Here is a 21235-nt window from a genome sequence, read left to right as displayed (position 1 = left end):
GATCAGGCTGATCAATTGCTCACGGCTCAGGCTCAACTGTGGCTGGCCATCGGCGCCCGGTGTACCGATTAATGCGTTGACTCGCACCAGCCCGCCGGCAATCAGCAGTGGCGCTTCGAGCTCACGTTGAATCTGGCTGACCTGGGTTTGCGCCAGTGACGTCAAGCGCTGTTCGATGACTTGCTCGAATTGTGCCTGGGTCCGCTCCTGGACCATGTCTTGTGTCCGTGCGCCGGAAAACAGCGCGTACAGCACCAGGGCTGCCACGACACTAAGTACGATGGCGCCAGCGAGGGCTGCCACGGAAAACTGGATCGACTTGAATTTCATGGGTGCTCCGCACGCAAGAGGACGTCTGCGGTGCTGTATCGGCAGGGGTGTCGATGGCCATGAGCGGGGTTTGGCGAATTGGCTGTTTTGCAGGCGTTAATGTCGCAAATGAATCATTACGGTCCGTTATCGACCGCGGTGGGCGCTGTTAGGTGAATTTTTTCCTACGGTCATGAGAGCTTTGTCTGAAATGTGCGTCTACACCTCTGTTGTATCTGGCGCCAATACAATTCACCGCCTAGGATAACCGGCATGTTTTCAGGGAAATTTTTGATGAATAAGACATTGGTTTTGTGTGCGCTGAGCGCAGGTCTGCTGCTCGCGGGTTGTCAGTCGGTCAACACCACCAGCGGTGGCGCGGTGGGCGTTGAGCGCAAACAGTACATGTTCAGCATGCTGTCGACCGATCAGGTCAATCAGATGTACGCCCAGTCTTATCAAAAGACAGTCGGCGAGGCGAGCAGTAAAGGCGTGCTGGACAAGACCAGTAACGAGGCCAAACGTGTCCAGGCCATTGCCGACCGGCTGATTGCCCAGGCGCCGATTTTTCGACCGGATTCGGCCCAGTGGAAGTGGGAGGTCAACCTGATCAAGAGCGACGAACTCAACGCCAACTGTGGGCCTGGCGGCAAGATCATCTTCTACACCGGCCTGATCGACAGCCTAAAACTGACCGACGATGAAATCGCCGCGATCATGGGCCACGAAATCGCCCACGCCCTGCGCGAGCACGGTCGTGAAGCAATGTCCAAAGCGTACGGCATCGAAATGGCCAAGCAGGGCGCCGGTGCCTTGTTCGGTCTGGGTCAGGACAGCCTGGCGTTGGCGGACACCGTGGCCAACTACGGCATGACCTTGCCCAACAGTCGCTCCAATGAAAACGAGGCGGACCTGATCGGCCTCGAACTGGCTGCTCGCGCCGGCTACAACCCGAACGCGGCGATCACTTTGTGGAACAAGATGAGCAAGGCGTCGCAAGGTTCGCCGCCAGAGTTCATGAGCACGCACCCGGCGTCGGCCAGTCGGGTTGCTTCGTTGCAAGCGGCGATTCCGAAAGTCATGCCGCTGTACGAGAAAGCCAAAAAGTCCTGATGTTCATGCAGCGCGGCTGCTGACGCCTTCGCGGGCAAGCCTCGCTCCTACAGGATTACGCTGATCTGTAGGAGCGAGGCTTGCCCGCGAAGAACGATAACGCGGTCTACCGACCTACCGCGTCAAACCCACCCGCTGCTCTGCATCGCCTTGTACACCGCGACAATGGCGAGGATGAAGAACGCCGACGCCGCCAGGCGACGGATCAGGGTGAGCGGCAATTTATCCGCGGCAAAGTTACCCGCCAAAACCACCGGCACGTTGGCAATCAACATCCCGACGGTGGTGCCGATAATCACCAGCCACAGTTCCGGGTATTGCGCAGCGAGCATCACGGTGGCGACCTGGGTCTTGTCGCCCATCTCCGCAAGGAAAAACGCGATCAACGTGGTCAGGAACGGTCCGAACTTGCGGGCGGTGCTGGCTTCGTCGTCGTCCATTTTGTCCGGCACCAGGGTCCACAACGCCGTCGCGGTGAAGCTCGCGGCGAGGATCCAGTGCAACATCGCATTCGAGAAGAAGCCACCGACCCAAGCGCCTACCGCACCGGCTGCCGCGTGGTTGGCCAGGGTTGCGGCAACGATGCCGGCGATGATCGGCCAGGGTTTGCGAAAGCGAGCGGCGAGAATGAGTGCGAGCAGTTGCGTCTTGTCGCCGATTTCGGCCAAGGCAACGATTGCGGTGGGAACGAGTAGAGAGTCCAGCATCAGGGTTTTCCTAAGGGGCGGGTCGACACGGCTATGACACGTACAGCCTTCCCGCCCCGGGTAAGGTGTTCGTGTCATAGGTCTTGTCAAACCCTGCGATCCGTCTGATGCGGACGCTTGGGTCGCATACGCCATGGTCTGTTGACCAAGTATGTTGACGTATGCCGGACGAGCATGGCGCTCGTGGGAGACTACTCCCCTAGGACGGAGCGGATTCTGCCTAGACAAATCCGATTGGGCAAGCCTCTTTTTTAGAAAGAAGACCTAGCCGCGTTTGGCCCGATAGATTCTGAAACCCTGTCCTTCAGCCTTGATTGCGCACACCCCGAGGTGCTCTTCGATCAGCGGCTGGTACTTCAGGAAGCTGTTCGCCACCAAGCGCAGTTCGCCACCGTTTTTCAGATGTTTGGCTGCTTTTCGCAGCAAGTTCTCGGTAGCGAAGTAGTCGGTGTGAACGCCGACATGGAACGGCGGGTTGCTCAGAATTGCACTCAAGCCCATCGGTGCAGCGTCGATGCCGTCACCGGTAATCACGTCAGCTTCCAGACCGTTGGCAGCCAATGTCAGGCGACTGCTGGCGGCGGCAAAGGCATCAACGTCGAGCAACGTGACCTGGTTGTGTGGATAACGCCGCTTGACCGCCGCACCCAAAACGCCCGCGCCGCAACCGAAGTCGAGCAAATGGCCACTCGGCAGCTTATCGAGATGTTCCAGCAGCAACGCGCTGCCGCGATCCAGCCGCCCGTGGCTGAACACGCCCGGCAGGCTGATGACTTTCAACGGGCCTTCGGCCAGCGGCAACTCATAAGTCTCGGCCAGGCTTTCCAGCGATTTGGCTTCTGGCGCAGTGGCCACGGTGACCTGCCACAGCTGGCAATGCCTCGCGCTGTCGAGCTTGCGAGGTTTGCCGAAGGGGTTCAGTTGCTTGGCCGCGCCTTCGATGCCGCTGCGTTTTTCACCCACCAGATACAGTTCACGACCGGCCAGTTTAGAGGCGATGGCGTTGAGGATGTAGTCGGTCAGGTCCTTGGACTTGGGCAGAAACACCACGGCGGTGTCGAACGCGCGCTCCGGTACAGTCACACCGAAATGGCTGCGCTCGGCGAAGCGGGCGTCCAGCGCTGCTTGATCGCCGGCATGCCAGCACCAGCCATGAGCGTCGGGCAGACGGCCCAGCAGGTCATCAGCGGGCAAACCGGCCAGCAGCACCGAACCCTGGAATAACTCGGCCTGACGAAGCAGTACTTCACTGCGCGGATCCATAATCTGCTCCTGTGAAAAAAAGTGCCGCAGTTTATCAACTGACGACCCGCAGCGCTTTACCGCTGAAGTATCCCTGAGCGTTTTCGGTCAACTGGCCTACGATTCGCTGCCGAGCCTCGCGACTGCCCCAGGCGTTGTGCGGGGTGACAATCAGCCGTGGAATGTTGTGGGCCAGCAGCGGATTGCCGGCGGTCGGCGGTTCGACACTCAACACATCGGTGGCCGCACCTCCCAGGTGACCGTTGCGCAAGGCATCCGCCAGTGCCTGTTCGTCGATCAAACCACCGCGTGCGGTGTTGATCACGAACGCACCGGGTTTCATCGAAGCCAGCTCACGGGCTCCGATGAAGTGGCGCGTGTGTTCGTTGAGCGGACAGTGCAGGGTCAGCGCATCAATCTGCGGCAGCAGCTCTTCCAGTGGCAAACGGTCCGGCCGGGCAGGGCGCCCGGGAATTTGACCGAGCAGTACGCGCATCCCAAAGGCTTCAGCCAGTCGTGCGACCGCGCCGCCCAGTTCACCGTGGCCGAGCAGGCCGAGGGTTTTGCCTTCCAGTTCGACAATCGGGTAATCCAGCAGACAGAACTGTTTCGCCTGCTGCCAGCGACCTTCGCCCACAGCCTTTTGATAATCGGTCAGGCGCGTTGCCAGATTGAGCAGCAACATGATCGTGTGCTGCGCCACCGAGGGCGTGCCGTAACCCTGGCAGTTGCAGACGGTAATCCCGTGGGCGCTGGCAGCCGCGAGGTCAACGTTGTTGGTGCCGGTGGCGGTGATCAGGATCAGCTTCAGCGCGGGGCTGGCCGCGATGGCGGCGGCATCGATCAGGATCTTGTTGCTGATGGCGACGGTGGCGCCCTTGAGGCGTTCGATCACCTGGTCTTGCGTGGTCTGGGCGAAAAGCTGTAAGTCGCTGAAACACTCTTGCAGCGGGCTGAGGTCGAGGTCGCCCAGGTCCAGGGACGGGTGGTCGAGGAAAACGGCGCGGTGAGTGTTCGTCATCAACTGTACCTTTTGTGCAGTGAACTGAAGGCGTAACCTGCCGAGCCTACCAGATGAAACAAACAGTTACGCTTGGCCAAAAGGAGCCCCCATGTACTGGACAGAGTTTTTGACCGTTGCCCTGATTCACTTGCTGGCCGTGGCCAGCCCTGGCCCGGACTTTGCCGTGGTGGTGCGTGAGAGCGTGACCCATGGTCGTCAAGCGGGTACTTGGACGGCGCTGGGTGTTGGCATGGCGATTTTCCTGCACGTTGGCTATTCGCTGCTCGGCATCGGCCTGATCGTGTCTCAGTCGATCGTGTTATTTAATGCCCTGAAATGGGCTGCCGCCGCGTACCTGCTGTATATCGGCTTCAAGGCGTTGCGAGCACAACCGGCCCAACCTGCGGCTGACGATCTGCACAAGGAAACGGGTGAGCGCACTGCTCGTGGCGCCTTCACTTCGGGTTTCGTGACCAACGGTCTGAACCCGAAGGCGACGCTGTTTTTCCTCTCGCTGTTCACCGTGGTGATCAATCCGCACACGCCGCTGGCAGTACAGGCTGGCTACGGCGTCTACCTCGCGGTGGCCACCGCTGTGTGGTTCTGCCTGGTGGCGATGCTGTTCAGCCAGCAGCGCGTGCGCGCCGGTTTTGCCCGGATGGGCCACTGGTTCGACCGGACCATGGGCGCGGTACTGATCGCCATCGGTGTGAAACTCGCGTTTACCGAGATGCACTGAGGCCCTGTGATGCGGCTAGCGATGTAATACCAGCCGCTTAAAACGTTTGAAGCTGGTTCTGTTGAGGTGCCGCCAGGGGATCGAGCGCAACAGCTGCCAGGCCTCTTTCTTGTCTTCGACGACGGCATATTTGAGAGCCTTGTTCACCAGTTTGGTGCGGGCGCTCTGGTAGCCGGGATGGTTCACGTACGGTTCGATGGCCTCAAGGTCCGCCTGGAGCAATATCCGGTATTTCCTCGACAGGTTGTTGGCATGGCGGCGATAGCGGGTTATGCAGACCGGCAGTTCATGGATCTCATAACCCAGCCGGGCAATTCGCAACGTCATCTGGAAGTCCTGAACCCGCAGCTTCGGCGCGTAGAAGTCGGCACTTCGCATTGCTTTCATGCGATAGAGCGCAACAGGGGCGCCGATCACGACGGCACCTCTGAGGACCTGATCGAAGTTGTAGGTGTGGATCTGGTCGCGTTGCTGCTGCTTGATGGTGTTGCCATCGCTGTCCATGTAGCTGATCAGCGCACCCACGCAGCCGACGTTCGGGTGCTGGTCCAGATAGTCGGCGCGAATGCGCACCGACTCCGGCAGCATGATGTCATCCAGGTCCGGTGTCGACACATAGACACCTTTGGCGTATCGCAAACCGTGGTTGAGCGCCGCGCTCACACCCTGGTTCGGTTGCGAGTACAGCTGGAAGTCATAGGTTTGTTGTAAACGCTTGAGTATTGCGAGGCTGTCGTCGCTGGAGCCATCGTCCACGATGATGACTTCGATGTTCGGGTAGTCTTGGGCGAAGATGCTCTTGATGGCGTCTTCCAGGTACTTTTGCGCGTTGAAACAGGGCGCCACGATGGACACCAGAGGCGCTTGTTTGAAGGGGCCGTTCTCGGGGGTGGTCAGTTCAATACTCATTTTTGTATGCAATACCGATGGCGTATGACCAGACAGGTCTAGTGAACAAGATCCTTCTCTTGAAGATGAGGTGGAGGTCGTGCGACTTGGGGCAACCGTTCGGCTGCCAACCCATCGGCTCATCGTGTACGTATGGTACGTAGGCTCACAGGCAAGTGTCACGTGCATGCGTTGCAACGTTTTACAGCGCAGATTCCGAACTCCCGACGAAACACGCCAAGTAGTGGCGCAAAGCTAGCATTTTACCCGGATCTGCAAATCATTCCTTTGGCTGATTTGGCTGTCGACCAAGGTCACTAGAGTGCTTACTTTCAGCCACGACCGTGCAGTCAGAAAAGGGACTCTTATGTTGCAGACTCGCGTTATCCCCCCAGCCGAAGGCGCTTACCAGTATCCGCTGCTGATTAAACGGCTGCTGATGTCCGGCGCTCGCTATGAGAAAACCCGCGAGATCATTTACCGCGACCAGTTGCGCTACAGCTATCCGACCCTGATTGAACGGGTTGCAAGGCTGGCCAACGTGCTGACGGCCGCCGGCGTCAAGGCTGGCGATACCGTGGCGGTGATGGACTGGGACAGCCATCGTTATCTGGAATGCATGTTCGCCATCCCGATGATCGGCGCGGTGATCCACACCATCAACGTGCGCCTGTCGCCGGAACAGATCCTCTACACCATGAACCACGCCGAGGACCGCTTCGTGCTGGTCAACAGCGAGTTCGTCGGGCTGTACAATGCGATTGCCGGGCACTTGACCACGGTAGAGAAAACCCTGCTGCTGACCGACCTGCCGGAAAAAACCGCCGACTTGCCGAACCTCATCGGCGAGTACGAGCAGTTGCTGGCGGCCGCGAGCACGCAGTACGACTTCCAGGACTTCGACGAAAACTCGGTCGCGACCACGTTCTACACCACCGGCACCACCGGTAATCCCAAAGGCGTGTACTTCACCCATCGGCAACTGGTGCTGCACACCATGGGCGTGTCGACCATCATGGGTGCCATCGACAGCTTACGTTTGCTGGGCACCAACGACGTCTACATGCCGATCACCCCGATGTTCCATGTGCACGCCTGGGGCCTACCGTATGTGGCGACCATGCTCGGGCTCAAGCAGGTCTATCCCGGCCGTTACGACCCGGAATATCTGGTGGAGCTGTGGCGCAAGGAGAAGGTCACTTTTTCCCATTGCGTGCCAACCATTCTGCAAATGCTCCTTAATTCCAAGGCCGCGCAAGGTACCGACTTTGGTGGCTGGAAAATTGTGATCGGCGGCAGTGCGTTGAACCGCACGTTGTACGAAGCCGCCAAGGCCAATGGCATTCAGCTGACCGCCGCTTACGGCATGTCGGAAACCGGACCGCTGATCTCGTGCGCGCACCTCAACGACGAGTTGATGGCGGGCACCGAAGACGAGCGCACCACGTATCGGATCAAGGCCGGTGTGCCGGGGCCATTGGTGGAAGCGGCGATCGTCGACACCGATGGCAACTTTCTGCCCGCCGATGGCGAGACTCAAGGCGAACTGGTGCTGCGTGCGCCGTGGCTCACCGGAGGCTATTTCAACGAGCCACAGAAAGGCGCCGAGCTCTGGGCCGGCGGCTGGCTGCATACCGGGGACGTTGCGACCCTGGACAGCATGGGTGTGATCGATATTCGCGACCGGATCAAAGACGTGATCAAGACCGGCGGCGAGTGGATCTCCTCCCTGGACCTGGAAGACCTGATCAGTCGCCACGTGGCGGTACGCGAAGTAGCAGTGGTGGGGATTGCCGATCCGCAGTGGGGCGAGCGTCCGTTCGCACTGCTGGTGGTCCGCGAAGGCCATGTGATTGGGGCGAAGGAGCTGAAGGAGCACCTAAAGCCATTCGTGGAATTGGGGCACCTGAGCAAGTGGGCTATCCCGAGCCAGATCGCTCTTGTTACTGAAATTCCCAAGACCAGTGTCGGCAAGCTCGACAAGAAGCGTATTCGCGTCGACATCACCGAATGGCAAGCCAACAACAGCACCTTCCTCTCGACGCTTTAAGCGTCATTTGGCGTGCCCGAAAGGGCACGCCAGCCCCACCAAGCAAGCGCTTGGCTTGTTAAATCTGAATTTTCAGCCATCCTTGCCGGGCCGACAGGTGTCGGCTTGGCAAAGGACTGTTCCAGAGTGGCTGGCAGCTGCAAATCACACTTTAGAGGGATCAAGCAGTACTACCTGCTGGCTATAGTCCGCTCAAGGATTTTTAAGAACGGAGCAAACGCACAAAACGGGGCGATGCATCTTTGGAATGACTTAAGGACAGTTTGGCTCCCAGTCATCCACAGCGTTTTTAGAAGTGCTCACTGCCATAACAATAATGCACATGGAGTAGCGTCGATGACATCAGTAAACCAGTTCTGGCGCCGGGCTAAACTGCCCCTGGCGGTCAGTCTTGCCTCTACGCTCGCCGGGCCAGCATTCGGCGTCAGTTTCAATGTTGGTGAAATCGAAGGTCAGTTCGACTCATCCCTGTCGGTCGGTGCCAGTTGGTCTACTGAAGGTGCCAACAAGAACCTCATCGGCGTCAACAACGGCGGCCGCGGCCTGTCCCAGACTTCCGACGACGGTCACCTGAACTTCAAGAGCGGCGAAACGTTCTCCAAGATCTTCAAGGGCATCCATGACCTTGAATTGAAATACGGCGACACCGGCGTTTTCGTCCGTGGCAAATACTGGTATGACTTTGAACTCAAGGACGAAAGCCGTCCGTTCAAGGACATCAGCGACAGCAACCGCAAGGAAGGCGCCAAGTCCTCCGGCGGCCAAATCCTCGACGCTTTCGTCTACCACAACTACTCCGTTGCCGATCAGCCGGGCTCCGTGCGTCTGGGCAAGCAAGTAGTGAGTTGGGGTGAAAGTACCTTCATCGGCGGCGGTATCAATTCGATCAACCCGATCGACGTGTCCGCGTTCCGTCGTCCAGGTGCCGAGATCAAGGAAGGTCTGATCCCGGTCAACATGTTCTACGTGTCCCAGAGCCTCACCGAGAACCTCTCGACCGAAGCTTTCTACCAGCTCGAATGGGACCAGACCGTTACCGACAACTGCGGCACCTTCTTCTCGCAACCGGACGTGATTTCGGATGGTTGTGACAACAACCTGGCGGTACTGCGTACCCGTAACGGACTCAACAACGCACTGACGGCTGCGAGGCTGCCGGCTTCGCTGCGTAATGCCAGCATCAACACACTGGCTGCCAGGGGCGTGACCTGGGGTGACCCGGATGAAGGTGTCATCGTTCGTCGCGGTCCGGATCGCGATGCCCGTGACAGCGGTCAATTTGGCGTGTCCTTCAAATACATGTTCGATCCGCTGGACACCGAGTTCGGCGCCTACTTCATGAACTACCACAGCCGTGCGCCGATTTTCAGCGGCAAAGGTGCTCCGGCGAGCGCTTACAGCGCGGCGGGCTTGGTGGGCTCGCTGGTGGCCAGGGGTGTTCCTCTCGCTGTCGCGCGTAACCTGGCACCTACCTTGTTGCCATTGGCAGTGGCGGGTAACTCCAGCTATTACGTCGAGTACCCTGAAGATATTCGTCTGTATGGCTTGAGCTTCTCCACCACGTTACCGACAGGTACTGCGTGGAGTGGTGAAGTCAGCTACCGGCCGAATGCGCCGGTTCAGCTCAACACCACCGACATTCTCTTTTCCGGTCTGACGCCTCTGAACCCTAACGTTTCCGTGCTCCAGGGTACGCCAGGGCAGGATCAAAAAGGCTATCGCCGCAAAGAAGTGACCCAGCTCCAGACGACCCTTACTCACTTCTTCGACCAGGTGATGGGCGCCGAGCGACTGACCCTGGTTGGCGAGGTCGGCTTTACTCACGTTGGCGGTCTGGAAAGCACTTCCAAAGCGCGTTACGGTCGTGACCCGAGCTACGGCCCTGGCCCGTTGCCGGGTGGTCAGTGCCAGGCATTGAACAGCGGCACCCTGGCCGGTGGACCACAAAACAACGTGAGCCGCTATTGTGAAAACGACGGATTCACCACCGCAAACTCCTGGGGTTACCGCGGTCGTGCCATCTGGGAATACAACAGCGTATTCGCCGGCGTGAACCTCAAGCCGAACGTGGCCTGGTCCCATGACGTGAGCGGTTACTCGCCTGGCCCTGGCGGCAACTTCGAGGAAGGTCGCAAAGCAGTGAGCCTGGGTGTCGATGCCGAATACCAGAACACCTACACCACAAGCCTGGCGTACACCAACTTCTTCGACGGCAAGTACACCACCGTGGATGACCGCGACTTCGTTGCGCTCAGCTTCGGCGTGAACTTCTAAGCACTGATTATCAGGACGAACACACCTATGAAAATAACCAAGAGTCTGTTCCAAGTCGGTGTTCTGGGGCTTTCGCTGCTGGCGACCGGCGTGATGGCGGCGGTCCCTGCGGCCGAAGCGGACAAACTGGGCAAGAGCCTGACCCCGATGGGCGCCGAAATGGCGGGCAATGCTGACGGTTCGATTCCGGCCTGGAAACCATTGCCGAAAAACGCCGGCGCTGTCGACGGCAAAGGTTTCCTGTCTGACCCGTTTGCCAGTGAAAAACCACTGTTCACCATCACTGCGCAGAACGTCGACCAGTACAAGGACAAGCTCGCACCGGGCCAGTACGCGATGTTCAAGCGCTACCCGGAAACCTTCAAGATCCCGGTCTACCCGTCCCATCGCGGCGCCACCGTGCCGGATGCCGTGTTTGCCTCCATCAAGAAAAACGCCACCAGCACCAACCTGGTGTCTGGCGGCAACGGCCTGGAAAACTTCGAAACCGCAGTTCCGTTCCCGATCCCGAAGACCGGCGTTGAAGTCATCTGGAACCACATCACCCGCTATCGCGGTGGCAGCGTGACCCGCCTGGTAACCCAGGCCACGCCACAACCGAATGGCTCGTACAGCCTGGTGTACTTCCAGGACCAGTTCGTGTTCCGCGACAAGATGAAGGATTACGATCCGGCGAACCCGGGCAACATCCTGTTCTACTTCAAGCAGAAAGTGACCGCGCCGGCACGTCTGGCCGGTGGTGTGCTGCTGGTGCACGAAACCCTCGACCAGGTGAAGGAGCCGCGTTCGGCGTGGGTCTACAACGCCGGTCAACGTCGCGTGCGCCGCGCACCGCAAGTGTCCTATGACGGACCGGGTACTGCGGCGGATGGCCTGCGTACCTCCGACAACCTGGACATGTACAACGGCGCGCCGGATCGTTACGACTGGAAGCTCGAAGGCAAGAAAGAGATGTACATCGCCTCCGACAGCTACAAACTCGACTCACCTCAACTCAAGTACGACGACATCATCAAGGCCGGTCACATCAACCAGGACCTGGCTCGTTACGAGCTGCGCCGGGTCTGGCATGTGGTTGCGACCCTGAAGGAAGGTCAGCGTCACATCTACGCCAAGCGTGACTTCTACATCGACGAAGACACCTGGCAGGCGGCCGTGATCGACCACTACGACGGTCGTAATCAACTGTGGCGTGTGGCGGAAGCTCACTCCCAGAACTACTACAACGTTCAGGTGCCGTGGTACACCCTGGAAACCTTGTACGACCTGCAATCGGGCCGCTACCTGGCGCTGGGCATGAAGAACGAAGAGAAATCGGCGTATGACTTCGGCTTCACCACCACCACCAGCGACTTCACTCCGGCCGCGCTGCGCCAGGAGGGTGTTCGCTAAGCGGTACTGAACAGAGGCCGCATCCTCGAGAAACGCCCCGACTGGTTCGGGGCGTTTTTTTTGAATCTCATAACGATTGTTGTAGCGGTCGAATTCAGGTCAGGCGTGGCTGTCGGGTTTTACCGATACCTTTGCTTGTATTCTTTTTGTAGCCATTTGTAGCAATAACCTTCATTCCCTCTTCGTTTACCGCTAGGCTGCGGACATCTGCAACGCCGCCAACCGCCATTCAAACAAGAGCCGGCCATGACTGATCTGTCCCCACACCCGGGCCCTGCAAGCGTTTCCGTCGCGGCACTGGACGGGCGCTTTTTTCGGCCTCCGTTGCCCGACGGCCATGTGCTGCGGCCTCGTCTGTGCGAGCGCCTGAGTGCGGGGCTCGGTGGCAGGCTGTTGCTGGTCAGCGCACCGGCGGGGTTTGGCAAAAGTTCGTTGGCCGTGGAGTTCTGTCAGGGCTTGCCGGCTCACTGGCAAAGCCTGTGGCTGGGGTTGAGTCCGCGAGACAGCGACCCTGGGCGTTTTCTTGAGCGGTTGCTCGAAGGCCTCCAGGACTATTATCCGCAACTCGGCAGCCAGTCCCTGGGCCTGCTGAAAATGCGGCAGCGGCATCAGCCGTTTGCTTTTGAAGAATGGCTGGACGGTTTGCTCGATGAGCTGGTCGTGCACCTGGCATCGAGTACGCCTCTGCTGTTGGTGCTTGATGACTACCATTTGGCACAGGGCCCGGTGCTCGATCGCTGCCTGCAATTTTTCCTCAATCACCTGCCCGACGGCTTGCTGGTCATGGTCACCAGTCGGCAGCGGCCGGACTGGCATCTGGCGCGTCTGCGGCTGTCACGGCAACTGCTCGAGTTGAATGAACAGGACTTGCGCCTGACTCACGATGAAGCCTTGACCCTGCTTGATCGCCACAGCAGTTCCTTGCGCGGCGAAGCGCTGGAGAGCCTCATCCAGCGCAGCGAAGGTTGGGTCGCCGGACTGCGTTTCTGGCTGCTGGCGGCGTCCGAAGCGGGCACCCAGGGTGCTTTGCCGCAGACGCTGCATGGCGGGGAAGGGCTGATCCGCGATTACCTGCTCGAAGAAGTCATCGATTGTCTGCCCGCCGAGGTGCAGTCATTCCTTTACGACACCGCACCCCAGGAACGCTTTTGCAGCGAACTGTGCGACGCGGTTCGCGAAGCCCATGACAGTGCCGAGATCCTGCGTTTTCTGCTGGCCCATCAGGTGTTCCTGGTGCCACTGGATGAAAACGGTCACTGGTATCGCTACCACCATTTGTTTTCCGACCTGCTGCGCACCCGGCCTACCGCGCAGGCGATGGTGCCGGCGGCCAGCCTGCACCTGCGCGCCTGTCGATGGTTCAATGCCCAGGGGCTCCTCGATGAGGCGGTCGAGCAGGCGTTGCGTGCCGGGCACCTGGATGTCGCGGCGAACCTGGTCCAGAACCTCTCCGAAGAACAACTGCTGGCCGAACAGAACGTCGGCATGTTGCTGCGCTGGAAAATGGACTTGCCCGACAGCCTGCTGATCAGCACGCCACGGCTGATCGTGCTGTACAGCTGGGCATTGGGGCTGGCTTGTCAGCTGGACGCCGCCGAGGAACTGGTCAGTCATTTAAGCCGCTTCCTGCCGGCCCCGTCAGCCACTGCGCAGAAATCCATGCTGGCGCAATGGCTGGCCCTGAGCGGAATTATCGCTCGCGGGCGCGGCAATCGCGAACTGACGTTGCTCTATTGCACCGAAGCGCAGGAGAGCCTGCCGGCCAAACGCTACGGGCAACGCCTGATGTGCCTCTCGACCCTGTCCAACCTGGCCATTGCCGACGGCGACTTGTGGCGCGCACGCGGGTTGAACCGAGAGTCCCTGGAGTTGGCGCAACGGGTTGGCAACCCGCTGTTCGAAGCGCTGGCCCATTACGACCGCGCTCGCGTGCTGCAAGCGCGAGGGGAAATCCTCCGTTCGCTGGATGAAGTGCGTCAGGGGCTGCAACGCCTGCAACAGTTATCCCCGCAACGGCTCTATGCGGTGCGCGCCCGACTGACCTTGTACGAGGGCTTTTTACTGGCCCTGCGCTTGCAACCGCAAGCTGCACGGGCACGTTTGCAAGCCGGTTTGAATGAAGCACGAGCCTGTCGCGACATCAGCGTATTGATCGGTCACTGCGTGATCGCCAGGCTTGAGGGCAGCAGCGGCGAATTCGCCAAAGCCTTTGCCGAACTCGCCGAAGCCGAGCGCTTGATGCACATCTGGGACGTACCGCCGATTTACTACCTGGCGATGATTACGCTGGTCAAATGCGAGCTCTGGCTAGCCCAGGGTCGCACCGATCTGGCCGAAGCCTGGCTCGCTCGCTTGGGCCAGACCTATAACGGCGAACACGCTGCAGCGCCTCCGGAGTTCCATCCGCAACTGCCGCTGCATATCGAGTTGCAGCAGGCCTTGCTGGAGGTCATTCAAGGGCAGCCGATGCTGGCCGAAGGTCGATTGAATGCGTTGCTTGAGCATGGGCAGCAAACCGGCAGGCAGATGCTCTGCGTGATGGCGTTGACTCAGAAAGTGACGTTGTTGCTGGGGGGCGGGCGCGAACCCGAAGCCCGCAAAGCGCTGGCTCAAGCCCTGGAGGCGGCGGCCGGTGGGGTGCTGCAACCGTTTGACGGGTTGTTGGCTGTACACCCGGACTGGCTGCGTAACCAACTTCAACTCGGTGTGCCGACTCCCGTTTCATTGAGCCTTTCAGAAAAACTTCCGGCAGTGACAGCCCGTCCCGCAGCGGAGTCATCCGCCACGGCGGAACAACTCAGTGCGCGGGAAATGGCCGTCCTGCGACTGATCGCCCAGGGCTGTTCGAATCAGGAAATCAGCGATCAACTGTTTATTTCGCTGCACACGGTGAAAACCCATGCCAGCCATATCAACAGCAAGCTTGGGGTGGAGCGGCGTACGCAGGCGGTGGCGCGGGCGAAGGAGCTGGGGGTGTTGGGGTAGCGTATTTTTTTGAAGTGCATGACCGCAAATGACTCGATGCAAATGTGTGCGAAAATTGCCCATCCCCGTTTCTCGAGCATGCCCCGATGTCCCTGCAGCCCACTCTCATCCGCGAAACCTTCCCCGTCGGCCCTCTCCAGTGCAACTGCACGATCATCGGCGATCCGATCACCAAAAAGGCCATCGTGGTCGATCCTGGTGGCAATCACGAATTGATCCTCGCGCGGCTCGACGCTCTGGGGCTGAAGGTGGTCAGCATCATTCACACCCACGCGCACCTCGATCACTTCCTGGCTTCCGGTCAGTTGAAGGAGAAAACCGGTGCAACCCTGCATTTGCATAAAGAAGATCAATTTCTCTGGGACAACCTGGAGATGCAGTGCCAGATGTTCGGTGTGCCTTACACGCCGGTGCCGTCGCCGGATCGCTGGTTGGCCGATGACGAAGAACTGGCGTGCGGTTGCGGCGTAGCGTTGCATACGCCGGGTCATACGCCGGGCTCCATGAGCTTTTGGTTTTCAGAGGCTAAGCTGCTGATTGCCGGTGACACGTTGTTTCGTCGCGGGGTAGGGCGCACGGATTTGTGGGGTGGCGATCAGGCGACCATCGTGCGGTCGATCAAGCAGCGGCTGTACACCCTCGATGAAGAGGCGACGGTGGTAACCGGGCATGGTCCGGACACGCGTCTGGGCGACGAAATGCGCGAGAACCCTTTTGTGCGGGCCTGATTTCTGCTGTTGGGAGGACGCGTCGCGGAATTTTTTTCATCCACAATGATCCAACGCCCGCAAAGGTTTAATGCCTTGGTCCGTTGCACCACAGAATGCAAAAATCAGGAGCTCTTCATGTTCACCAAGCGTCGTTTGATTATTGTCGCTACTGCCGTGGCCTTGTTGTCTGGCTGCGCCTCGCCTAACCCTTACGACAATCAGGGTCAGGCCGACGGTGGCTCCACGGGCATGAGTAAAACCGCCAAATACGGCGGCCTCGGCGCTCTGGCCGGTGCGTTGGCCGGTGCCGCCATCGGTCACGACAACCGTGGCAAGGGCGCGCTGATTGGCGCCGCGGTGGTCGGTGCTTCCGCCGCCGGTTACGGGTATTACGCCGACCAGCAGGAGAAGAAGCTGCGCGCCAGCATGGCCAACACCGGGGTAGAGGTGCAGCGCCAGGGCGATCAGATCAAACTGATCATGCCGGGCAACATCACCTTCGCTACCGATTCGGCGAACATCGCGTCGAGTTTCTACCAGCCGCTGAACAATCTGGCAGGCTCGCTCAAGGAGTTCAGTCAGAACCAGATCGAGATCGTCGGTTTCACCGACAGCACCGGCAGCCGCCAGCACAACATGGACCTGTCCCAGCGTCGTGCCCAGAGCGTGGCGACCTACCTGACGTCGCAAGGCGTGAGCGGTGCCAACCTGTCGGCTCGCGGTGCCGGGCCGGATAACCCGATTGCCAGCAACGGCGACGTCAATGGCCGGGCGCAGAACCGTCGGGTCGAGGTCAACCTGAAGGCGATTCCGGGCCAGCAGTATCAGCAACCGACTCAGCAGTACCAGTAACAGCCTGACTGAACCCCAGGCGTAAAAAAGCCCGCCCGATCCTCAACAGATCGGGCGGGTTTTTTTGTATCGCGCGAAACCTGATTACTTTTTCAGGCCGTAATGCTCATCGAGCATGCCCGGCGCGTTCGGGGCTTTGGGGGCGTAATCACGAGGCGGCTCCTGATTGCGCGGCGGCGTCAGACGTTCCCGTGGGGCCACTGACGCATCGGCGTGCAGGGAGGCCAGCAAGCGTTGACGAGTCTGCTCGTCCAGGGCCAGGCGGTTGGCACCCTCGGCGAGATGATCCTGCACTTCCTGATAGCTCTGAGTCAGCTTCTTGACCAGGGTTGCAGTGCTGTTGAAGTGGGTGACCACCTCGTTCTGATAACTGTCGAAACGTTCCTGAACGTCATCCAGCTGACGTTGTGTGCTGCTGGGAGCGGCATTCGGCACCAGGCGAGCGATCAGGAATCCAATGGCGACACCCACAACCAGGGCAAGAGTCGGCAACAACCAAACTAAGAGCGAGTGTTCCACGAGTCCTTCCTCTATAAACGGCTTTGCTTTACGTTAACGGCTCGAACCTGCGCTGTATACCGCGATTCACTCGCAATAGATTGGCACAGACAATTTGCTAGACGAGTCGACCCGATTCGAGGTCACGGAGTTCCTTCCTTGCTTATGCGCGAAACCCCTGTAGTGATTGATGGCCCGGTCGGCCAGTTGGAAGCCCTGTACTTAAATAACGAGAGCCTGGACAACGACCAGCCCCGCGGCCTGGCGCTGATCTGCCACCCAAACCCGGTGCAGGGCGGCACCATGCTCAACAAAGTCGTCTCGACCTTGCAGCGCACCGCGCGCGATGCCGGTTTTATTACTGTGCGCTTCAATTATCGCGGCGTCGGTGCCAGCGAAGGCACCCACGATATGGGCACGGGTGAAGTGGACGATGCTCAAGCGGTCGCCGAATGGCTGCGGGCCAAACATCCAGATTTGCCGCTGACACTGTTCGGTTTCTCCTTCGGCGGTTTTGTTGCCGCAAGTCTCGGTGGACGCCTGGAAGCCAAGGGCGAACAACTCAAGCATTTGTTCATGGTGGCGCCAGCGGTCATGCGCCTGGGTGATCAGGATCAACTGCCGCAGCAAGGCGAGTTGACCCTGATCCAGCCGGAAACCGACGAAGTCATCGATCCGCAAGCTGTCTACGACTGGTCCGACAAACTCGAGCGCCCCCATGAGCTGCTGAAAGTGGCAGAATGCGGACACTTTTTTCATGGCAAGCTGACCGATCTCAAGGATCTGATCCTGCCGCGTCTTTCGAATTGATTGCAGTCTGACAAGCGATTACCCATGACGACTCGTACCCGTATCCTCACCGGCATCACCACCACCGGCACGCCGCACCTGGGCAACTACGCCGGCGCCATCCGCCCGGCGATCGTGGCCAGCCGTGACAGCAATGCCGATTCGTTCTACTTCCTGGCCGACTACCACGCCCTGATCAAATGCGATGACCCGCTGCGCATCCAGCGCTCGCGTCTGGAAATCGCCGCGACCTGGCTGGCCGGTGGCCTGGACGTGGACCGCGTGACTTTCTATCGCCAGTCCGACATCCCGGAAATTCCCGAGCTGACCTGGTTGCTGACCTGCGTCGCCGCCAAGGGCCTGCTCAACCGTGCCCACGCCTACAAGGCGTCGGTGGACAAGAACGTTGAAACCGGCGAAGACCCGGACGCCGGTATCACCATGGGCTTGTACAGCTACCCGGTGCTGATGGCGGCGGACATTCTGATGTTCAACGCCCATAAGGTGCCGGTCGGTCGTGACCAGATCCAGCACGTGGAAATGGCCCGTGACATCGGCCAGCGCTTCAACCACTTGTTCGGCCAGGGCAAAGAATTCTTCACCATGCCCGAGGCACTGATCGAAGAAAGCGTCGCGACGCTGCCAGGCCTCGACGGTCGAAAAATGTCGAAGAGCTACGACAACACCATTCCGTTGTTCAGCAGCGCCAAGGAAATGAAGGACGCGATTTCGCGAATCGTTACTGACTCCCGCGCGCCGGGCGAGGCGAAAGATCCGGACAATTCGCACCTGTTCACCCTGTTCCAGGCATTCGCCACGGGGGCGCAGGCCGACGAATTCCGCAGCGAACTGCTGCAGGGTCTGGGTTGGGGCGAGGCGAAGAATCGTCTGTTCCAGCTGCTGGACAACGAATTGGGTGAGTCCCGCGAGCGATATCACCAGCTGATTGAACGCCCGGCAGACCTGGAAGACATGCTGCAAATCGGCGCCCAAAAGGCACGCTCGGTGGCGACACCGTTCCTACACGAACTGCGTGAAGCGGTTGGCTTGCGCTCTTTCGTCGCTCAGACCCAAGTCGCGACCACCACCAAGAAGAAAACCGCGAAAGCCGCGCGTTTTGTCAGCTTCCGCGAAGAAGACAGCAGTTTCCGTTTCCGTCTGCTGGCGGCCGATGGCGAGCAGCTGCTGTTGTCGCGCAACTTCGCCGACGGCAAAACCGCAGGTCAAGTGACCAAGCAGTTGCAATCGGGTCAGCCGTTGGAGGTGCGCAGTGAAGACCGCAGTTTCAGCGTCTGGCTGGAAGGCGAGTGCGTGGCCGACAGCCCGACGTTTGCTGACGACACCGCTCGCGACGTCGCCATCGACACCTTGCGGGTTGCCCTGACGCCGGTTCAGGAATAATCAACGGCTCGGTCCGACCAAGGGCCGATTGCCATTCCCACGGGCCATCGCTACAGTGACGGCCCGTTTTTGTTGCCTTGCTAACGAATTATGACGCCCCTAGAACGATATCAAGCTGATCTGAAACGCCCGGAATTCTTCCATGACGCTTCGCAGGAAACTGCGGTGCGTCATTTGCAGCGCCTATACGACGATCTGGTCGCGGCCTCGCACAGCAAACCGGGTCTGTTCGGCAAACTGTTTGGCAAGAAAGACGCAACGCCGGTCAAGGGTCTGTACTTCTGGGGTGGCGTCGGTCGCGGCAAGACCTATCTGGTCGATACTTTCTTCGAAGCGCTGCCGTTCAAGGAAAAGGTCCGCACTCACTTCCACCGCTTCATGAAGCGCGTGCACGAAGAGATGAAGACCCTCAGCGGCGAAAAAAACCCGCTGACCATCATTGCCAAGCGCTTCTCCGACGAAGCCCGGGTGATTTGTTTCGATGAGTTCTTCGTGTCCGATATCACCGACGCGATGATCCTCGGCACGCTGATGGAAGAGTTGTTCAAGAACGGCGTGACCCTGGTCGCGACCTCGAACATCGTGCCGGACGGTCTGTACAAGGACGGCTTGCAACGTGCGCGCTTCCTGCCGGCCATTGCGCTGATCAAGCAGAACACCGACATCGTCAATGTCGACAGCGGCGTCGATTATCGTCTGCGCCACCTTGAACAAGCGGAGCTGTTTCACTTCCCGCTCGACGATGAATCCCACGAAAGTTTGCGCAAGAGCTTCCGCGCCCTGACGCCGGAATGCACGGCAGCCATCGAAAACGACGTGCTGATGATCGAAAACCGCGAAATCCGTGCCCTGCGCACCTGCGATGACGTGGCCTGGTTCGACTTCCGCGAACTCTGCGATGGCCCGCGCAGCCAGAACGATTACATCGAGCTGGGCAAGATCTTCCACGCCGTGTTGCTCAGCGGTGTCGAGCAGATGAGCGTCACCACCGACGACATCGCCCGACGCTTTATCAACATGGTCGACGAGTTCTACGACCGCAACGTGAAGCTGATCATTTCCGCTGAAGTCGAGCTCAAGGATCTGTACACCGGCGGTCGCCTGAACTTTGAGTTCCAGCGCACCCTCAGCCGTCTGTTGGAAATGCAGTCTCACGAATTCCTGTCCCGGGCGCACCGGCCGTAGGATATTTTGAAAAATGAAAAAGGGCCTGCATTGCAGGCCCTTTTTTTGGGTGCGCTGTGTGTCAGTTTTGAACGAGAAAGCGTGCCAGTTCATCTTGTCGCTGGCAGCCGACGAGCAGCCACAGCAGGATTCGGGCTTTGCGTGGACAGAGAAATCCAGCCATCAATGCACCTTTGCTGATCAGGTCCATCTCGCTGCCAGTAAATCCGTAGGTCGATTGAGCCGTGGAGCCGGAACCTGTCCGGGTCGCAACGATGACAGGGATTTTTCTGGCGATGGTTTCAATGACATCCACCCAGCTCGCGCCAACGTGTCCTGCACCGAAACCCGCAATCACCAGCCCGTCGTAACCCAGTTCTAGGATGTTCTCGATTAACAGGGTATCGGCGCAAAGCGACGCTTCCAGCAGGGCAATCTTCTGTGTGGTCAGCTGTGGCAACGGCAGGATCCTGCGCCGGCCTGGCAGGCGCAGATAGTTGACGGTGTTTTCCATCAGCATGCCGGCAGGACCAACGACGGGGGAGGAAAACGCCTGCAATGCCAATGAGTCGGTTTTGCGGACGGCGTTCGCTGAATGAATCTGTCCGTTCATCACCACGTGAACGCCTCGTTGACGGCTGCTTTCAGCCAGTGCAACCCGGCAAGCATCCAGCAGATTCGCCGGACCATCGGCCCCTGCCTGGGCTGCCGAACGCATGGCGCCGGTCAGGACCAATGGCTCGTCGTGGTCCCACAAATAGTCAAAAAATGTGGCGGTTTCCTCGAGGGTGTCCGTGCCTTGAGTGATGACAACACCCACCGCACCTTGCCTGATTTGAAACTTCGCCCAGGAAAGGACGCTCAGCAAAAAGTCGAAATCCAGCGAGGCACTGGGCAACAGTCCGAGCGTTTCTACGGTGACCCGTGCCAAGGTCGCCAACTCTGGCACCGAGGCCAGCAGGGTTTCGCCGCTGACGGTCGGGATTACCCCTTCGCCGGCGTTCCTGGCTTGCATGCTCACGGTGCCGCCGAGCGCCGCGATGGCCAGTTTGGGCAGGTCCATGTGATACCTCATTTGCGTGTGATGAAAAGTGGCTGTATCCGGATTTGAGACCGTGA

The 21235-nt window shown here is 59.3% G+C and carries 17 protein-coding genes and 1 riboswitch; of the genes, 11 read left to right on the top strand and 6 right to left on the bottom strand.

Features of this window, described 5'->3' with window-relative positions; translation table 11 throughout:
• The first annotated feature begins 603 nt into the window (after window positions 1-603).
• Window positions 604-1422, top strand: a complete 819-nt coding sequence (locus ACYZT3_RS24530; protein WP_282378912.1) for a M48 family metallopeptidase — start codon at window positions 604-606, stop codon at window positions 1420-1422.
• Window positions 1423-1544: 122 nt separating this feature from the next.
• Here ACYZT3_RS24530 and ACYZT3_RS24525 read toward each other — a convergent pair whose 3' ends face one another.
• The 3 genes from ACYZT3_RS24525 to ACYZT3_RS24515 all read right to left on the bottom strand — a co-directional run bounded on the left by ACYZT3_RS24525 (window position 1545) and on the right by ACYZT3_RS24515 (window position 4392).
• Entirely contained in the window at window positions 1545-2129 is a 585-nt protein-coding gene (locus ACYZT3_RS24525; RefSeq protein WP_462030933.1) for a TMEM165/GDT1 family protein, read from the bottom strand.
• 88 nt (window positions 2130-2217) lie between these two features.
• Window positions 2218-2342: riboswitch (yybP-ykoY riboswitch) on the bottom strand.
• A gap of 51 nt (window positions 2343-2393) precedes the next feature.
• Entirely contained in the window at window positions 2394-3392 is a 999-nt protein-coding gene (locus ACYZT3_RS24520) for a methyltransferase (RefSeq protein ID WP_462030932.1), read from the bottom strand.
• A gap of 34 nt (window positions 3393-3426) precedes the next feature.
• Window positions 3427-4392: a 2-hydroxyacid dehydrogenase gene (locus ACYZT3_RS24515; RefSeq protein WP_282378921.1), complete on the bottom strand. Its 966-nt coding sequence runs from the start codon at window positions 4390-4392 to the stop codon at window positions 3427-3429.
• Window positions 4393-4483: 91 nt separating this feature from the next.
• On the opposite strand from ACYZT3_RS24515, the gene ACYZT3_RS24510 reads away from it, so the two are divergent.
• Window positions 4484-5113: a LysE family translocator gene (locus tag ACYZT3_RS24510; RefSeq protein ID WP_282378924.1), complete on the top strand. Its 630-nt coding sequence runs from the start codon at window positions 4484-4486 to the stop codon at window positions 5111-5113.
• A 15-nt stretch (window positions 5114-5128) separates the two neighbouring features.
• Here ACYZT3_RS24510 and ACYZT3_RS24505 read toward each other — a convergent pair whose 3' ends face one another.
• Window positions 5129-6022, bottom strand: coding sequence for a glycosyltransferase family 2 protein (locus ACYZT3_RS24505; protein WP_282378926.1), 894 nt, complete (start codon window positions 6020-6022; stop codon window positions 5129-5131).
• Window positions 6023-6368: 346 nt separating this feature from the next.
• On the opposite strand from ACYZT3_RS24505, the gene ACYZT3_RS24500 reads away from it, so the two are divergent.
• The 6 genes from ACYZT3_RS24500 (at window position 6369) to ACYZT3_RS24475 (ending at window position 16264) form a co-directional block, all read left to right on the top strand.
• Window positions 6369-8051: a fatty acid--CoA ligase gene (locus ACYZT3_RS24500; protein WP_462030931.1), complete on the top strand. Its 1683-nt coding sequence runs from the start codon at window positions 6369-6371 to the stop codon at window positions 8049-8051.
• 336 nt (window positions 8052-8387) lie between these two features.
• Entirely contained in the window at window positions 8388-10325 is a 1938-nt protein-coding gene (locus ACYZT3_RS24495) for a DUF1302 domain-containing protein (RefSeq protein WP_462030930.1), read from the top strand.
• A gap of 27 nt (window positions 10326-10352) precedes the next feature.
• Entirely contained in the window at window positions 10353-11717 is a 1365-nt protein-coding gene (locus tag ACYZT3_RS24490; protein ID WP_282378940.1) for a DUF1329 domain-containing protein, read from the top strand.
• A gap of 246 nt (window positions 11718-11963) precedes the next feature.
• Window positions 11964-14702, top strand: a complete 2739-nt coding sequence (locus ACYZT3_RS24485; RefSeq protein WP_462030929.1) for a LuxR C-terminal-related transcriptional regulator — start codon at window positions 11964-11966, stop codon at window positions 14700-14702.
• A gap of 86 nt (window positions 14703-14788) precedes the next feature.
• Window positions 14789-15430, top strand: coding sequence for an MBL fold metallo-hydrolase (locus ACYZT3_RS24480; RefSeq protein ID WP_282378946.1), 642 nt, complete (start codon window positions 14789-14791; stop codon window positions 15428-15430).
• Window positions 15431-15547: 117 nt separating this feature from the next.
• On the top strand, window positions 15548-16264 hold the full coding sequence (locus ACYZT3_RS24475; RefSeq protein ID WP_282378948.1) for an OmpA family protein: 717 nt from the start codon (window positions 15548-15550) through the stop codon (window positions 16262-16264).
• 84 nt (window positions 16265-16348) lie between these two features.
• Here ACYZT3_RS24475 and ACYZT3_RS24470 read toward each other — a convergent pair whose 3' ends face one another.
• Window positions 16349-16783, bottom strand: a complete 435-nt coding sequence (locus ACYZT3_RS24470; RefSeq protein ID WP_282378951.1) for a Z-ring associated ZapG family protein — start codon at window positions 16781-16783, stop codon at window positions 16349-16351.
• Between the two features lie 144 nt (window positions 16784-16927).
• Here ACYZT3_RS24470 and ACYZT3_RS24465 point away from each other — a divergent pair, with 144 nt between their 5' ends.
• The 3 genes from ACYZT3_RS24465 to zapE all read left to right on the top strand — a co-directional run bounded on the left by ACYZT3_RS24465 (window position 16928) and on the right by zapE (window position 20137).
• Entirely contained in the window at window positions 16928-17572 is a 645-nt protein-coding gene (locus ACYZT3_RS24465) for an alpha/beta hydrolase (protein WP_462030928.1), read from the top strand.
• A 24-nt stretch (window positions 17573-17596) separates the two neighbouring features.
• Entirely contained in the window at window positions 17597-18952 is a 1356-nt protein-coding gene (locus ACYZT3_RS24460; RefSeq protein WP_462030927.1) for a tryptophan--tRNA ligase, read from the top strand.
• 90 nt (window positions 18953-19042) lie between these two features.
• Window positions 19043-20137, top strand: a complete 1095-nt coding sequence (gene zapE / locus ACYZT3_RS24455; protein WP_282378960.1) for a cell division protein ZapE — start codon at window positions 19043-19045, stop codon at window positions 20135-20137.
• A gap of 61 nt (window positions 20138-20198) precedes the next feature.
• Here the strand turns inward: zapE and ACYZT3_RS24450 are convergent, their stop codons facing one another.
• Window positions 20199-21179: an asparaginase gene (locus ACYZT3_RS24450; protein ID WP_462030926.1), complete on the bottom strand. Its 981-nt coding sequence runs from the start codon at window positions 21177-21179 to the stop codon at window positions 20199-20201.
• Window positions 21180-21235 lie beyond the last annotated feature (56 nt).

The sequence above is a fragment of the Pseudomonas sp. MDT1-16 genome, assembly GCF_054898115.1.
Note: the sequence above shows the minus strand (reverse complement) of the source record. Positions and strands in the feature narration are given on the sequence as shown.

What these genes read in the sequence shown, in the direction of transcription:
- ACYZT3_RS24465 (WP_462030928.1), top strand. Translation starts at nt 16,928, where the DNA reads ATGCGCGAAACCCCTGTAGTGATTGATGGCCCGGTCGGCCAGTTGGAA.
- ACYZT3_RS24530 (WP_282378912.1), top strand. Translation starts at nt 604, where the DNA reads ATGAATAAGACATTGGTTTTGTGTGCGCTGAGCGCAGGTCTGCTGCTC.
- ACYZT3_RS24520 (WP_462030932.1), bottom strand. Translation starts at nt 3,392, where the DNA reads ATGGATCCGCGCAGTGAAGTACTGCTTCGTCAGGCCGAGTTATTCCAG.
- ACYZT3_RS24510 (WP_282378924.1), top strand. Translation starts at nt 4,484, where the DNA reads ATGTACTGGACAGAGTTTTTGACCGTTGCCCTGATTCACTTGCTGGCC.
- ACYZT3_RS24460 (WP_462030927.1), top strand. Translation starts at nt 17,597, where the DNA reads ATGACGACTCGTACCCGTATCCTCACCGGCATCACCACCACCGGCACG.
- ACYZT3_RS24480 (WP_282378946.1), top strand. Translation starts at nt 14,789, where the DNA reads ATGTCCCTGCAGCCCACTCTCATCCGCGAAACCTTCCCCGTCGGCCCT.
- zapE (WP_282378960.1), top strand. Translation starts at nt 19,043, where the DNA reads ATGACGCCCCTAGAACGATATCAAGCTGATCTGAAACGCCCGGAATTC.
- ACYZT3_RS24525 (WP_462030933.1), bottom strand. Translation starts at nt 2,129, where the DNA reads ATGCTGGACTCTCTACTCGTTCCCACCGCAATCGTTGCCTTGGCCGAA.
- ACYZT3_RS24505 (WP_282378926.1), bottom strand. Translation starts at nt 6,022, where the DNA reads ATGAGTATTGAACTGACCACCCCCGAGAACGGCCCCTTCAAACAAGCG.
- ACYZT3_RS24475 (WP_282378948.1), top strand. Translation starts at nt 15,548, where the DNA reads ATGTTCACCAAGCGTCGTTTGATTATTGTCGCTACTGCCGTGGCCTTG.
- ACYZT3_RS24515 (WP_282378921.1), bottom strand. Translation starts at nt 4,392, where the DNA reads ATGACGAACACTCACCGCGCCGTTTTCCTCGACCACCCGTCCCTGGAC.
- ACYZT3_RS24485 (WP_462030929.1), top strand. Translation starts at nt 11,964, where the DNA reads ATGACTGATCTGTCCCCACACCCGGGCCCTGCAAGCGTTTCCGTCGCG.
- ACYZT3_RS24500 (WP_462030931.1), top strand. Translation starts at nt 6,369, where the DNA reads ATGTTGCAGACTCGCGTTATCCCCCCAGCCGAAGGCGCTTACCAGTAT.
- ACYZT3_RS24490 (WP_282378940.1), top strand. Translation starts at nt 10,353, where the DNA reads ATGAAAATAACCAAGAGTCTGTTCCAAGTCGGTGTTCTGGGGCTTTCG.
- ACYZT3_RS24450 (WP_462030926.1), bottom strand. Translation starts at nt 21,179, where the DNA reads ATGGACCTGCCCAAACTGGCCATCGCGGCGCTCGGCGGCACCGTGAGC.
- ACYZT3_RS24495 (WP_462030930.1), top strand. Translation starts at nt 8,388, where the DNA reads ATGACATCAGTAAACCAGTTCTGGCGCCGGGCTAAACTGCCCCTGGCG.